Source organism: Fischerella muscicola PCC 7414, assembly GCF_000317205.1.
GTDB lineage: Bacteria > Cyanobacteriota > Cyanobacteriia > Cyanobacteriales > Nostocaceae > Fischerella > Fischerella muscicola.
Genome location: NZ_AJLK01000058.1, coordinates 52,467 through 67,406, shown reverse-complemented (window position 1 = coordinate 67,406; position 14,940 = coordinate 52,467). Strand labels below are relative to the sequence as shown.

Annotated in this window: 13 protein-coding genes and 1 pseudogene; 8 read left to right on the top strand and 6 right to left on the bottom strand. The window is 41.9% G+C overall.

Going from position 1 to position 14,940, the window contains the following annotated elements; genetic code table 11:
• Positions 1–470 precede the first annotated feature (470 nt).
• The 3 genes and pseudogenes from UYI_RS0108335 to UYI_RS32240 all read right to left on the bottom strand — a co-directional run bounded on the left by UYI_RS0108335 (position 471) and on the right by UYI_RS32240 (position 3,307).
• Positions 471–1,307, bottom strand: coding sequence for a metallophosphoesterase (locus UYI_RS0108335; protein ID WP_016866220.1), 837 nt, complete (start codon positions 1,305–1,307; stop codon positions 471–473).
• 227 nt (positions 1,308–1,534) lie between these two features.
• The gene (locus UYI_RS0108330) at positions 1,535–2,083 is read right to left on the bottom strand and encodes a pentapeptide repeat-containing protein (protein WP_016866219.1); all 549 of its coding nucleotides are present in this window, start codon (positions 2,081–2,083) and stop codon (positions 1,535–1,537) included.
• A 275-nt stretch (positions 2,084–2,358) separates the two neighbouring features.
• Positions 2,359–3,307, bottom strand: a pseudogene (locus UYI_RS32240) (SGNH/GDSL hydrolase family protein).
• Positions 3,308–3,607: 300 nt separating this feature from the next.
• Here UYI_RS32240 and UYI_RS37965 point away from each other — a divergent pair.
• From UYI_RS37965 to UYI_RS0108300, 5 genes are all read left to right on the top strand, one after another.
• The gene (locus tag UYI_RS37965) at positions 3,608–3,748 is read left to right on the top strand and encodes a hypothetical protein (protein WP_016866218.1); all 141 of its coding nucleotides are present in this window, start codon (positions 3,608–3,610) and stop codon (positions 3,746–3,748) included.
• 415 nt (positions 3,749–4,163) lie between these two features.
• Positions 4,164–7,043, top strand: coding sequence for a glycerol-3-phosphate acyltransferase (locus UYI_RS0108315; protein WP_016866217.1), 2,880 nt, complete (start codon positions 4,164–4,166; stop codon positions 7,041–7,043).
• Positions 7,040–7,375, top strand: coding sequence for a cupin domain-containing protein (locus UYI_RS0108310; protein WP_016866216.1), 336 nt, complete (start codon positions 7,040–7,042; stop codon positions 7,373–7,375). Before UYI_RS0108315 ends, UYI_RS0108310 begins: the two co-directional genes overlap by 4 nt.
• Positions 7,376–8,077: 702 nt before the next feature.
• Entirely contained in the window at positions 8,078–8,305 is a 228-nt protein-coding gene (locus UYI_RS0108305; RefSeq protein ID WP_016866215.1) for an indolepyruvate ferredoxin oxidoreductase subunit alpha, read from the top strand.
• A 169-nt stretch (positions 8,306–8,474) separates the two neighbouring features.
• Positions 8,475–9,203: an ABC transporter ATP-binding protein gene (locus UYI_RS0108300; RefSeq protein WP_016866214.1), complete on the top strand. Its 729-nt coding sequence runs from the start codon at positions 8,475–8,477 to the stop codon at positions 9,201–9,203.
• 306 nt (positions 9,204–9,509) lie between these two features.
• Here the strand turns inward: UYI_RS0108300 and UYI_RS0108295 are convergent, their stop codons facing one another.
• Positions 9,510–10,301 (bottom strand): SAM hydrolase/SAM-dependent halogenase family protein, encoded by a 792-nt coding sequence (locus UYI_RS0108295; RefSeq protein WP_016866213.1) that lies wholly within the window; start codon positions 10,299–10,301, stop codon positions 9,510–9,512.
• Between the two features lie 321 nt (positions 10,302–10,622).
• On the opposite strand from UYI_RS0108295, the gene UYI_RS0108290 reads away from it, so the two are divergent.
• The gene (locus UYI_RS0108290) at positions 10,623–11,330 is read left to right on the top strand and encodes a serine/threonine-protein kinase (RefSeq protein WP_016866212.1); all 708 of its coding nucleotides are present in this window, start codon (positions 10,623–10,625) and stop codon (positions 11,328–11,330) included.
• 302 nt (positions 11,331–11,632) lie between these two features.
• Here the strand turns inward: UYI_RS0108290 and UYI_RS0108285 are convergent, their stop codons facing one another.
• Together UYI_RS0108285 and UYI_RS0108280 are read right to left on the bottom strand one after the other, a co-directional pair.
• Complete coding sequence (locus UYI_RS0108285) at positions 11,633–12,238, bottom strand: class I SAM-dependent methyltransferase (RefSeq protein WP_016866211.1); 606 nt, start codon at positions 12,236–12,238, stop codon at positions 11,633–11,635.
• Positions 12,239–12,279: 41 nt separating this feature from the next.
• Entirely contained in the window at positions 12,280–12,627 is a 348-nt protein-coding gene (locus UYI_RS0108280) for a hypothetical protein (protein ID WP_016866210.1), read from the bottom strand.
• A gap of 218 nt (positions 12,628–12,845) precedes the next feature.
• Between UYI_RS0108280 and UYI_RS0108275 the strand changes: the two genes are divergently transcribed.
• Together UYI_RS0108275 and UYI_RS0108270 are read left to right on the top strand one after the other, a co-directional pair.
• The gene (locus tag UYI_RS0108275) at positions 12,846–14,354 is read left to right on the top strand and encodes a UbiD family decarboxylase (RefSeq protein WP_016866209.1); all 1,509 of its coding nucleotides are present in this window, start codon (positions 12,846–12,848) and stop codon (positions 14,352–14,354) included.
• Positions 14,355–14,358: 4 nt separating this feature from the next.
• Complete coding sequence (locus UYI_RS0108270; RefSeq protein WP_016866208.1) at positions 14,359–14,931, top strand: SH3 domain-containing protein; 573 nt, start codon at positions 14,359–14,361, stop codon at positions 14,929–14,931.
• Positions 14,932–14,940: the final 9 nt, after the last annotated feature.

Below are 14,940 nucleotides of genomic sequence, written 5' to 3'. Positions count from 1 at the left end.
AATTGAAGTAAAGACTATTGACAATATCAAAATCTGTAGTCAATTATTGCAAAAAATTACTGCGAGTCACATTTGGTAAAATAAATATTTTTGCTGAGAAAAGTAATGCTAATTTAAAAAGTAGGCACAGATAAGTTAAAAACTTCAACCACAGCTTCTAGATTAGGGCTTGTGCCTCCGGCTCTAGTCTAATCGCAACAATCCAAAAGTCCTTGCATCCTTTGAATGTGTTTTCGCCTTGAGTTCGTTTAGTTGTTTTGGAGGTTTTTGAACGCACAGCCAAGAATGCCTGCCTAGCTGGAATTGATTGAGGATGCCCTAGACTGAAGGATGTATAGTTGCGAGTTCTGTCCACTTTAGTTGAGTTATTTTTATCTGAATTTCGACTCGTATAAATTTATAAGGATTTTTATAAACTACCGCTAGTTAATGACGTTGCTCGGTCATAGCCAGCGGTAGTTTAGTTTTGGCTAATTTTCTAGAGTAATAACAGTTACTTCTGGTGGGCAAAACAAGCGTCCTGGTGGGTAAGTTCCTAATCCCCGGTTGACGTATAACTGATTTTTTCCCACTTGATGAAATCCTTGTGCCCATTCCCAGTGTAGCATCACTTTCGCCGGATTACCTCGCAAAAATGGTATCCATCGCCTGATTTTTCTGGGTATTTTGTAAATAAGTTTTTTATAGTAAACTACTACTGGGCCAATACCTGGTAATATGATCTGACCACCATGAGTATGACCAGATAGTTGTAAATCTACTCGCCATTTTTCTAGAATTTCGGCAGTATCTGGATTATGCGACAAAACGATGCAAGGTTTTGTAGGATCTAATTGTTTCATCACGGATGTAGGATCAAATTCCCGTGACCAAAACTCAGCAAGTCCTACTAAAGGTAGTTCTTCTCCCAAAGGATAAGCAATTTCATTCCAAAGGACTTTGATTCCGATACTTGTCAATGCCTTTGTTACTTCTGTTTTTGAATCATAATTACGATAGCGTAAATCATGATTGCCGAGTACAGCATAAATCCCAAGGCGACTTTGTAAGTTTTTGAGTCGCAATACTAGCTGGTGAATAGGAGTTGGCTCGTCTGTAATGTAGTCACCAGTTAGTACAACTAAATCTGGTTCTGCTTCATTACTAATAGCGATCGCTTTTTCTAACATCCTTTCTGACAGCCGTAGACCATCATAATGTAAATCTGACATTTGCACCAGCTTTGTACCCTTTAATGATGCTGGTAAATCTGCTATATTGACCGTTAATTGTTCTACATTCAAAGGGCCAGATAATAACCAGTGCATCGTGCTGAAACAACTCCTAAAGATGAGCGACTTAAGCTTAACAAATATTCATCTTTTTGGTTTGAGCCAGCCGACTAACTTTTTAAAAAATTTATATAAATCAATTTGTCTATAGTTTTTTACTAAGGTAATACTAAAAAAAATTTATCCAATATTTCGTAGGGTGCGTTATGGCGGAAGCTATCACACACCCTACCCTTTGAAGTAACTTTAGCCTTTTAAAGGCCTCAGCAACCACCAGCCCAAGTTATCCATTTATGGGATAAACCAGTGTGCATAATTACCCCACTCATTTCTCTTTCAGTTACGGTTGCTCCGGTAATATTGACACCATTGAGTTCTGCTTCATTCAAGTTGGTTTCAATCAAATTTGCTTGATTAAGATTAGCTCCACTTAAATCCGCACCACTCAATTCTGCTTCACTCAAATTTGCCCTCGTTAAGTTAGCTCTAACTAAATTTGCACCTCGCAAATCTGCACGACTTAAATTAGTTCCCTCGAGATTAGCATTAATTAAGTCTGCTCCAATCAAGTTGATCTCGCTCAAATTTGCACCGTTCAAATCTGCTCTGGTTAAATCTGCATCCGTCAGATTTGCTCGACTAAAATTACACCCGCTTAAATTAGCTTGGCTGAGATCTGCTCCACTCAAATCTGCTCCACAAAAATTTGCTCCACTCAAATCTACTTCACGAAGGTTTGCTTTATGGAGATTTACACCAACAAAATCCCGTTCTCCTGCTTCATATCGGCTTAGGAGTATATTAAAGTCCATATTATTCGCCTCGCAATAATTACAAGTGAGCAAGTTGAGTTTTAAGTTTCACTCCATCCAAACCACACAAGTATTGAGTTGATAGCAGCTGAAATTCTTTTCGCTATATCTTGTTCTATTATTGTGCTAGAGTTTTTCGCTCATGACACACTTGCTTAATGGAAATATGCATACTCCTTTACCAATCAGTTAAGAGTTGATAGTTAACAGTGAACAGTAAGCCATTAGGTTTAATAATTAATAACCGTCCCCTCCTACTTCATAATTCATAATTCTTAAAATTTCAAAATATCAATTAGCTTTTGCTTAATTACTTCACTGACGATTTGATTTCCTTTTAGATTAAGATGGATGTGATCGTGATATAAAGTTTTGGGTTTTGGTAGTATTGAATTTCGGTAAAAAATCTATATATGCTATTTGCTGAGTTTTGGTAAATTCACTCAGACGTTGACGTGCTTTAATTTCATAATCGCGGGAACCGGGTGAACCAATTTCGCGCAATAAGGGAGTCATAACGAGTAGAAATTGGCTATTGCTTTGACGCGTTAATCCTTGAATTTTACCAATTGCTTCCAAATTTCTACCAACGCGATCGCCACCTTCTTTGTGTATTGCTTCTAGTTCTGGTATCAGCAGGGGCTTGAAAATATAATTTCGCAACACCTCCACTAGTGCTAAAGGCGGTTTACGATCTGGGTAGTTGCGATCGCGCCCTACTGGTAAAGATGTCGGAGCAGTAGCAAATAAATCATCGGTATTAATTAATAACACTACTACCTGAGCGTTAAAACTACCAAATTTCTCTAAATATGCTAATTCGTTTCTGGGTCCCCAGGAATTAGCTGAAGCATTTAATACTTGAATTTTTTGGTAATTACTAAGATTTGTTGCTCTTAAAGAATCTTGAATCAGGCTAGAAATAGTATTATCCTGATCTGTCCACCAACCACCGTTGACAATTGAATCACCTAACAACAACACCCGCAGCGTAGAAGAGGAAGGTGTCTGCTCAATTGCTTCACTTCGCATAGAGTATTGATTAATTTCAATGCGATTGCCGTAACGACAGGTGCGCTGATTAGGAGCTAGTAAATAGCCAATTTGCTCATCCGTAATATAAGTTAAAGGATTACCAAAACCAAAAAGCGATCGCATCCCTATTTCTATAGCCACAAACAAACCCAATGTTAAAGTTAAAATTATTACTAGTATTTCTTTCACCTGTAAATGCCTCATCAATGATTTAGTACTTGGCTGATGTTTATTGTTTGGCAGAAAGAACCATCTTTCACCAATAAACAACAATTTTATTGTTATAACTTATACTTTTTATTTTAAGTATTAAGTAATTATTTGTATAATATCCGCTAGTATTTCTTTTGATATAAGTAATATTGGTGATGCTGAATTTACAAAGCTTAAACAAAATATTAGTTAAGCATCTCATATCATTTGCGAACGGAAAGATTACAATCGAGACGGACAAACCATTCCTGTAATTATGAGGAGGATTACAAACCTATGTCCGATTTAAATCGAGGAATCATGAAATTTGATGGGGCAGACTCCCCGAAAGTAGTCACTATTTCCACCGTACTACTTTTGGGAGCGATCGCCGGTCTGATTATTTGGGCACTACAAGCAGCCTATGCAGTAAATTAATTTCAGTAGCGGCACAAGAATTAGGCCAATTGAGTATATTTATTCAGCTAAATCAACTTATTTTTTCCTTGGAGTCTTGGAGTCTTGGTGGTTCAAAAATATAGTCTATATACCACCAAGACACTAAGCCACAAAGTAGAACATTCATTTGTACGACTCACAACTTTAATAGTTACCAGTTCTATCCCTTGGGTAACACTCGCCCCGCCAATAAAAGCTGATATGTCTTCGCTTTGCACTTATTTACGGCTGTTGTAGGGCGTTTTTTGTTTATTTTTTTTTAATCCTTTACTTCTGCCTTCAGCATAGCTGCCCCCTGCCTTCATGAAGTATTAAGAAAAAGTCCTAGCATATACTAAAATTTTGACATTTGAGATTTTAGATTTGAAGAGGAATCTAAAATCCAAAATCCAAAATGCTTGAACTCTGGGGTGTCTTAGTTATTGTCATTTTCTGCCCATTACTGGGTGCATTACCGTTAATTGCCTGGATTACGCAAACTCTGACAGGGCGGCAATTGGCGGAAGTCGGTACTGGCAATATTGGAGTATCGGCTGCTTTTTATCACGGTGGCACATTTGTAGGAATTTTAGCAGTCTTATCAGAAGCTGCTAAAGGAATTGCCGCTGTCTTGATTGCTCGTGCTTACTTTCCAGATGGTTCGGCTTGGGAATTGGTAGCTTTAATTGCTCTGGTTATAGGCAGATACTCGATGGGTAGAGGTGCAGGCACTACAAACGTTGTCTGGGGATTTACAGTCCACGATCCACTCGCAGCAGGATTTATATTTTTAGTTACAGGTGTCAGCTTTACGATTTTGCGCGATCGCCGATTAGCAAAATACGTAGTTCTGATTATGGTTCCGATCATTGTGGGAATTTTGCATATGGAAGATCAATTTCTGATCCTCGCTGCTGCTGGGTTGGCTGCTTTATTAGCCTGGATTTACAAACAAATACCTGATGACTTGAATCTTCCACCTCAAGATGCAAAACCCGATTCCCAAGCAGTATTGCAGTTTTTGCGCGGCGATCAAAGTATTCTTTCTCTAGACGACGAATTAGATGCTGCGGTTGTGGGGAATAAGGCAGCAAAATTATCTCAAATCAAACGCTGGGGTTATCCTGTGCCTAAGGGATGGGTGTTAATGCCTTATGAAGATCCCCAACAGTTGATTAACTTCTTGCAACCATCAGAATTATGTCCTTTGGTGGTACGTTCTTCGGCGATTGGTGAAGACTCAGAACAAGCTTCTGGTGCAGGACAGTACGAAACTGTTTTAAATGTTACCACCAAAGAAGGTTTGGAAAATGCGATCGCTAAAGTCCAAGCTTCCTACAACGAACCCCTAGCAGTTCAATACCGACGCGATCGCAATGTTACAGATACAGCGATCGCAGTACTGGTTCAGCAACAAGTCCAATCAGTGTATTCTGGCGTAGCGTTTAGTCGCGATCCCATGACGCAAGAGCAGGATGCAGTCGTGATTGAAGCTTTACCAGGAAGCGCTGTTCAAGTTGTATCTGGACGTGTGACACCAGAACAATACCGCGCTTTTGTTGTCGATACAGAAAATTTAGCACTGATTCAGCTAGAAGGACAAGGACGAGTACCAGCAGCATTAATTAAACAAGTAGCATACTTAGCCCGACGTCTAGAAGACCGTTATCACGGCGTTCCCCAAGATATTGAATGGAGTTACGATGGCCAAACTCTGTGGGTACTACAAACTCGTCCAATTAGTACCTTATTGCCAATCTGGACACGCAAAATCGCCGCCGAAGTTATTCCTGGATTAATTCGTCCCTTAACATGGTCGATTAATCGTCCTTTAACTTGTGGTGTGTGGGGAGCAATTTTTGCTCTGGTCTTGGGTGAAAAAGCTGTAGGATTGAATTTCAATGAAACAGCGACATTGCATTATTCTCATGCTTATTTTAATGCCACTCTCTTAGGACAGATATTCCGGCGTATGGGACTACCCCCGGAAAGTCTCGAGTTTTTAACGCGGGGAGAGAAGTTAAGTAAACCGCCGTTAAACTCTACATTGGAAAATTTGCCTGGACTGCTGCGGTTGTTAATGCGGGAGTTATGGTTAGAGAGGGAGTTTAAGCGGGATTATCGTAAGCATTTTTCCCCTGGTTTATCGCGCTTGTCTTCAGAATCACCAGAGGAACTAGATCCGCCGCAACTGTTAGCGAGAATTGACTATATTTTAGATTTGCTGCACCACGCCACCTTCTACAGTATTATGGCTCCCTTAAGTGCAGCCATGCGTCAAGCTATATTTAAAGTCAAAGACAGCAAATTAGATAACAGCCTCACACCAGAAGTAGCAGCATTGCGATCGCTGCAAGAATTAGCCGCCAAAGCCAAGCAGCAATTCCCACGTTTCAAACCAAATACTGTGTTTGAGGAGATGTCCCAGTCTGACTCAGGACAAGCAATTCTGGCTGAGTTTGAACAATTGCTGCAACGTTATGGTTATTTGAGTGAGGTAGGGACTGATATTGCCGTTCCTACTTGGAAGGAAGAACCCCAAGCAGTAAAGCAGTTATTAGTACAGTTCATGCAGGGAGATGAACCGCCAAGACGCCAAGAACGCCAAGGAAAAAGAAATAAAGGTTTTGTCCAACGGCGTGTGGATTTGAAAGGGCGAGTCACAGAAGTTTATTCTCAATTATTAGCTCATTTGCGGTGGTCGTTTGTGGCATTGGAACAGATTTGGTTAAATTCAAGTTTATTGAGCGAAACTGGAGATATCTTTTTTCTAGAATTTGCAGAAATCCGGCGTATGATTGAGGGGATTGACACAGATTTGGTTGAGCAGTTACCTGAGATCATCAAATTGAGGCGATCGCAACTTGCGGAACATGCTCAAATTAATCCAGTGCCACTGTTAGTTTACGGCAATACTGCCCCGGCTTTACCTCTGCGAATTGCTCCTCTGTCTCCTGATCACACGTTACAAGGCATCCCCGCCAGTCCCGGACAAGTAGTAGGACGGGTGAAGGTGTTACGAAATTTACAATCAATCCCAGATATTGACAAGGAAATAATTTTAGTAGTTCCTTATACTGATTCTGGTTGGGCGCCTCTACTAGTGAGAGCAGGAGGATTGATTTCGGAAGCTGGTGGTAGGCTTTCCCACGGAGCTATCTTAGCTCGTGAGTATGGCATCCCGGCAATTATGGATGTACGAAACGCTACCTGGATTTTACAGGATGGTCAAAAAGTACGCATTGATGGTACTAGGGGTATTGTGGAAATATCTAACGACCTGAGACCAGAATGAAAATTGTATCCCTGAGCGAAATACCACAAGAGCCTGTTTCACATAATCCTGAAATCAAGAAACAAGTAATGTTGCGGCTTGGTGAATTGCCTGGTTTAACCAACTTTTCCCAAGCACGTTTTGCCCCCGGACAAACAGCCTCAGCACACGCACACGATGATATGTGTGAAGTATTTTTTGTTGAGGCTGGTTCAGGGATCATCCGTATCAATAATCAAGAATATTCCTTATTACCAGGAACTTGTGTAGCCGTAGAACCAACAGAAACACACGAAATAGTAAATAATGGTACGGCGGAATTAGTTCTTACCTACTTTGGTTTGCGAGCCTAGAGGGAAGTGGGGAGACATGGGGGATAAGGAGGACAAAGAGTCCAGTAGTCCAGTAGCGTTATGGCGGAACGCCTAACGCACCGCCAATAAATATTAAAGTATAGTGCGTTATACCCTAAATTGGATTTTGGATTTTAGATTTTGCGAAAAGTTTGTAGACACGTAGACGCAACAGCGGCTTAAGGCAGGGTAGTGGCTTAAGGTAAGGGAAGAGTACGGAGGGAACTTCAAAGCAAAGCTTTTCAAGACGGATTATGAAGCACTTATCCAGTAAATGTTTCAGATTTCCATCTGTTGCAATCATTTTTCAAATTGGTATTACTTCGTTAAGGTAAGGTACGCTTGAAGCTTGAGTGTTGAGGTTTGAAGCTTAGTTGTTGAGTCTTGAAGCTTGAGTGTTGAGTCTTGAAGCTTGGTTGTTGAGTCTTGAAGCTTGGCTGTTGAGGTTTGAAGCTTGGTTGTTGAGTCTTGAAGCTTGGCTGTTGAGGTTTGAAGCTTGAGTGTTGAGGTTTGAAGCTTGAGTGTTGAGGTTTGAAGCTTGGCTGTTGAGGTTTGAAGCTTGGTTGTTGAGTCTTGAAGCTTGAGTGTTGAGTCTTGAAGCTTGGCTGTTGAGGTTTGAAGCTTAATTGTTGTTAGTCTAGGCTTGTTAGTCTAGAAACATCTGTACTTAGTACAGCAATTTTGATCCAAAAGAGGGGAATTATGGCACACACAATTGTTACTGATGTTTGTGAAGGTGTTGCGGATTGCGTAGACGCCTGTCCAGTTGCTTGTATCCATGATGGCCCAGGCAAAAATATCAAAGGCACTGATTGGTACTGGATTGACTTTGCTACCTGTATTGACTGCGGCATATGTATCCAAGTTTGCCCAGTAGAAGGTGCGATCGTTCCAGAAGAAAGACCTGAGTTGCAAAAAACGCCAATGTAGTCAATAGTCAAGAGTCAATAGTTATTTTTAACTTGACTATTGACTAATATTATTAATCACTAACCACTAACCAATGTACAGACGTGCCATGGCACGTCTGGTACAACCACCAACCACCAACCACCAACCACCAACCACCAACCACCAACCACCAACAAACAACTAACTAATGACTACTGATTACTTACTAGAAGTTGAAAATGTCCACGCTGGATATATTAAAGATGTCGATATTCTGCAAGGTGTAAATTTCCGCGTTTCTCCTGGGGAATTAGTGACAGTGATTGGCCCCAACGGTGCAGGTAAATCGACTTTAGCAAAAACCATTTTTGGATTGTTGACACCCCATACAGGCACAATCACTTTTAAAGGAGAAAACATCACCGGATTAAAATCGAACCAAATCGTGCAGCGCGGGATGTGTTACGTACCGCAAATCGCCAATGTTTTTCCTTCCCTAACAGTAGAAGAAAATCTCGAAATGGGCGCTTTTGTCCGCGATGTTTCTCTTCAACCACTCAAAGACAAAATATTTGCCATGTTTCCCAGGTTACGCGATCGCCGTCGTCAACGCGCTGGTACACTCTCCGGTGGCGAACGTCAGATGTTGGCAATGGGCAAAGCTTTGATGTTAGAACCCAGTCTACTGCTTTTAGATGAGCCTTCCGCTGCCCTATCTCCGATTTTAGTAACTCAGGTATTTGAACAAATTCAAGAAATTAATCGAGGAGGTACAGCCATAGTTCTAGTAGAACAAAACGCTCGCAAAGCCTTAGAAATGGCCCATCGGGGTTACGTACTCGAATCTGGACGCGATGCAATTACAGGCCCCGGTCAAGAATTATTAAACGACCCCAAAGTAGGAGAATTATATTTAGGAGCAGGCAAGAGACACTAACAATTGCTAATAGCTAATGGAAAATCCATCGGTGTGCATCGTCTTGCACTGTGTTATATTTTACACAATCTTAGTAAGATCAAGCTCGTATGATCACTTATAATTCCCATTTAACCTCACCCCGCCTTCGGCACCCCCCTCCGAACTCGCAACAGAGGGGCTGGGGGTGAGGTTTTTTGATTATAAGTAATTAACAGAACTCAATATAACAACTTCAAACCCACATAAAACACAAGATAAAAGCAACACACAGAAAACCCATCCGTGTGCATCGCCTTGCACTGTGTTCGTTTCCAAGACAATCTTTTAGACTATCCGAGTCACCTGCTGATTCAACCGGGGCTTGCCAAACCGTTCCCAAGCATTACCACCCCGTAGAAACAGTTCCATCCAACGTAATGGTTCTCCGGAATCAGCACAAGACCAACCCGAACTACCAGGAGCAAAAGCCAAAGTTCCTTCCGGAACTTTAAAACTACCATCAGAATAGATAGCATCACTGACCACATCTCCAATACGGATCACAATCTTGCTTTCAGGCTCCAAATCCACTGTATGCGCTGCAATAGTAGTTTTGATATTGCCGTAACCATCAATCCAGGCAATGCGATCGCTTGGTACATCCGGAATTTGCTCAGGCTGTAGGCTGTCTCCTAAAATACTAAAATCTTCACTCGCGATCGCCGCCGCCGCAGGCGGAAACACATCCCGTGAGCGAAATTGTGAGCCACCACGAGAAACATTGACCGTTCGCAAGACCTTACTATGATGTTTGATAAATGACAAAGTATAGCCCGCATTTACACCCACTACTTTGACACCATTAGATAATAAAGCATAGGTTAATCCCTCACCCTCATTGTCCCGGCGGGCTTCTGGATCATCTTGGCGAGGAGCGCAGTTGTGATAAATCAGGCGATCGCTCTGCCCAGGGTTCAGCCCTAGTTGAGCTATCCAAAAACCTGTTGCCAGGGTACTGAAGGGGGGAACCGAAAGCAAATGAATCTGGGCTTGAGGAAAAGCCATCAAGAGCCGTTGGCTGACTTCAGCAAATGCCGGATCTCCTGTACCGTAGTCTGCAATGACGCAGATAAACATTTTGCTCCTCCAGGCTAGGAATTTATAATTAGCGATTCCATACTCTGCTCACCAGCAGTCTAGATGCAAGAATACTACCAAAGCGACAGGGATGCTACATCCCTCGTGGGTGTAGAGGAAAGTCGCTCTGTCGGGATAATGGGTGATCGGTAATGAGAAAACCAATTACCTATTACCAAATTCCTCGCCCACAAGGGGACGAGGAATTTTAAACAACATTGTGTGTGAATCCTGGGAATTCGGCTAGGCTAATAATGACACTAGATCATCTAGCAGTGATGTATAATCCCGAACAGCTTCACTACTCTCAGGGGACTCAGTATGGATGGATCGCTCATAGATCAACTGATAGAAACTGTTCACCAAGAATTAATTCCCAAGTTACAGATTGAGAGCATAGATCCCCATGACCCTGTGAAAATCAGCTATCTTCCCCATCCTTGGCAACAACTAGGAGCAGGAAATTACGCTGCGGTCGTCTACCACCCTGATTATCCAAACTGGGTAGTCAAGATTTACGCACCCGGACGCCCAGGCTTTGAGGAAGAGGTAGAAGTTTACCGCCGTCTCGGTTATCACCCTGCCTTCTCTGAGTGTCTGTATGCTGCCGAGGGCTTTTTAATTTTGAAGCGGCTACATGGAGTCACTCTCTACGACTGCATCCATCGTGGTCTACGTATTCCCAAGCAGGTAATAAAAGATATCGACGAGGCCCTAGACTATGCGCGTAAGCGGGGGCTATATCCCCATGATGTCCACGGGCGTAATGTCATGATGTATCACGGAAGGGGATTAGTTGTAGATATTTCAGACTTTCTCCAAGAAGAAAAATGTTCAAAATGGAACAACCTTAAAAGAGCATATTATTGGCTATACCGCCCCATCTTTTCGCCATTGCGAATTAGGCTTCCCTACTTTGTCCTAGATATTGTTCGCAAAAGTTACCGCTTCTTTGGTAAGTTGAAGAATTCTTGCGATCGCATATTCTATAAAATTTACGCCAGACAAAATAAAAAGACACATTCTTAAATGAACAATAATGTGATGTGCGATTTATTCTAAGCTCGACTTTATCCATTTTTCCTTGATTGTAATCCTCTGTAGGTATCGCGAGACTGTGCGATCGCTAGCTACAAGGGCGCGGATTCTTTCAACCCACAATGATGACATAAAGCTTTCCTGGGTAGAGGTATATGCTTTATTCTGGTTGCTCAAGTAATGAGAAATCTGTATTCAATTGAGATTTTGCTCTCTTTGGTTTAGCTTCAAGGATACTGCCCTACCAAGTAAATAAAAACGGAATTTTCCTTGTACAGTAAGCATAGAGAGATTTAAAATCTTTGCAAAATACTAAATAACGCTTTGGGCAATGGGTCAAGAGTACCTTGATAAACCGTTTCATGAATTGATATTACATGGAAGCGATCGCCAAAAATTTTCTTGATTTCTTCTGGTGTAAATCGATAGGGGCCTCCTTCCCTTGTTTCCAAATGGCTAAAGCATTTCAGAAACAAATAACCTTTGGGCTTAATCAAACTATGTACAATCCGAACATAATCCTGTCTGAAATCAGGATGAAATACATGAAAACAGCCCCGGTCAAACACAAAATCAAACTCTTGATGCAAACGACTCTTAAAAATATCATCCTGTATAAATCTAACATCTAAACCTTCTTCCTTAGTCTTACTATCAGCCTGAGTGATAGCAGCTTCAGAAATATCAGTCCCAGTCACCCGAAAACCTTTTTTCGCTAATGCGATCGCTTGTGTACCTGGTCCAGTTCCTAAATCCAGTGCTGTGCCAGAATTAATCTTTAACTCACCTAAAGCTTGCTCTAGATCAGCATCCAAATCTGGATTGTACCAAGGCATAGTTTCCACTTGACGTTCTTGATACAAATTATTCCAATCAGGAAACTCGCGTTGTTGAGCCATTATTCTGTATTTATCTGTGTGTGTCTGTGGTCGATAAAAAATTATTTTTTAATATTATCAACACGCTGATTTAACTCTCGAACTTGCCGATTTAACTCTATTTGCCGTTTAATTAAAACATCAAAATCTGATTTAGTCGCCAAATTAGCCCGATTGGGAATAACTTCCTCCACCTGATTTAAACAAGCATTCATCCTAGCAGCAAACTCGTAACGAGTGACTGGTTGGGAACCACGATACGTACCATCAGCATATCTAGACAAACAACCTGTTGGAGGCGTTGTGTTACGCCCACCCTTTAGAGTTTGTGATAGCGTTGTGGATGGGTAGAAAGTAATTGTTGCTAGTGCTAATGTCGTCGCTAAGGCCGCTGGAGTAATCTTAGACATTACTTATGCCTCCAAGCCATTGACTATAATATCTTAATTTTATAGCAGGGTTAGAAGCTAGAACCCCATGCGCGATTATGCCCACAACGAGGGCACGAAAATTTGACTCTTCCTACACCCCCACACCCTTACACCCATACACCCTTTTTCAAGCTAGGCAAGAGAAATAACAGATAATATAAAAAGCGCTTCATAGTTCTTAAAATTTTTCTAACACAATGGCAAGAGATTTACGGGAATTTATCAAACTTCTGGAACAAAAAGGACAACTACAGCGAATTACAGCGCCAGTAGATCCAGATTTAGAAATTGCGGAAATTTCCAACCGCATGTTGCAAAAGGGTGGCCCGGCGTTATTGTTTGAAAACGTTAAAGGTTCGTCTGTGCCAGTGGCAATCAACCTGATGGGGACAGTGGAAAGGATATGCTGGGCGATGAATATGCAGCATCCACAGGAGTTAGAAGAATTGGGTAAAAAGTTGGCGATGCTGCAACAACCCAAGCCGCCCAAAAAGATTTCCCAAGCGATTGATTTTGGTAAAGTGCTGTTTGATGTACTCAAGGCGAAACCAGGAAGAGATTTTTTCCCCGCTTGTCAGCAAGTGGTGATACAAGGGGAAGATTTGGATTTGAATAAGTTACCTTTGATACGTCCTTATCCAGGTGACGCTGGTAAGATTATCACCCTGGGATTGGTGATTACAAAGGATTGCGAGACAGGAACACCCAATGTTGGTGTGTATCGCTTACAACTACAATCTCACAACACAATGACAGTGCATTGGTTATCGGTGCGGGGTGGGGCGAGACATTTACGTAAAGCAGCTGAACGTGGGAAGAAACTAGAAATTGCGATCGCACTCGGCGTTGATCCTCTAATTATCATGGCAGCAGCCACACCAATTCCGGTGGATTTATCTGAATGGTTATTTGCTGGACTTTACGGTGGTTCTGGTGTGCAGTTGGCAAAGTGTAAAACTGTAGATTTGGAAGTTCCCGCTGATTCTGAAATTGTTTTAGAAGGGACGATTACACCAGGGGAAGTTTTACCAGACGGGCCTTTTGGCGATCACATGGGTTATTACGGCGGTGTAGAAGATTCACCCTTGATTCGTTTCCAGTGTATGACACACCGCAAAGACCCAATGTATTTAACCACATTTAGTGGACGTCCACCTAAAGAAGAAGCGATGATGGCGATCGCTCTTAATCGCATTTATACTCCGATACTACGGCAACAAGTTTCGGAAATAGTCGATTTCTTCTTGCCAATGGAAGCTTTGAGTTACAAAGCGGCAATTATATCTATAGATAAAGCCTATCCTGGGCAAGCGCGACGGGCAGCATTGGCGTTTTGGAGTGCGTTACCACAGTTTACTTACACCAAATTCGTGATTGTGGTTGATAAAGACATCAATATCAGAGATCCGCGTCAAGTCGTGTGGGCGATTAGTTCAAAAGTAGATCCCACACGGGATGTGTTTATTCTGCCCAATACACCCTTTGACAGCTTAGATTTTGCTAGTGAAAAGATTGGTTTGGGCGGACGCATGGGAATTGATGCTACCACAAAGATACCACCAGAAACCGAACACGAATGGGGCGCACCCTTAGAATCAGATCCAGAAATAGCGGCGATGGTGGAAAGGCGCTGGGCGGAATACGGTTTGGCAGATTTGCAACTGGGAGAGGTTGATCCGAATTTATTTGGTTACGATTTGAGGTAAAAATATGACACCAGCAATATTGCTGGTGTCCAAAAATCGGAGAACAAGCGTGAACAATCAAGCAGCCAAGTTAGCGATCGTATTGTCATTCAGTTGTATTAGCGTACTTGTTAATACTGGTATAGCCAATCATCATGTCTTAGCCCAATCACCCCAGCAACAAAAGTGTGATATTTTTGCCTACGTCGTCAGCAAAGATCCACAAGGTTTAAATGTGCGGAGTGGTGCAAGTCCAACTCACAAAATTTTGGGGCAAATAGCTGCTAATGAGACAGTAAAAATTACCGCCGCTTCCGGGAAATGGGTGCAAGTCACTGATGTGACTGGTGATTTCAAAGGAACTGGCTGGGTGTATTTGCCAATGTTAGGTATATCATCGCGGGGTTATGGCACTAACGGCGTGAATCTTTACACCAATGCTGATCAGCAAAGTCAAAAAGTAGGACGAATTCCCCCCAGCACGAGTGTTAAATTATTAGGCTGTCAGGGAGAATGGGCGCAGGTAGAATATCAAGGAATCAAAGGTTGGTTGGCAAGTGAAGATCAATGTGGTGCAGCGTTGACTAGTTGTTCCTAAATTCTCACT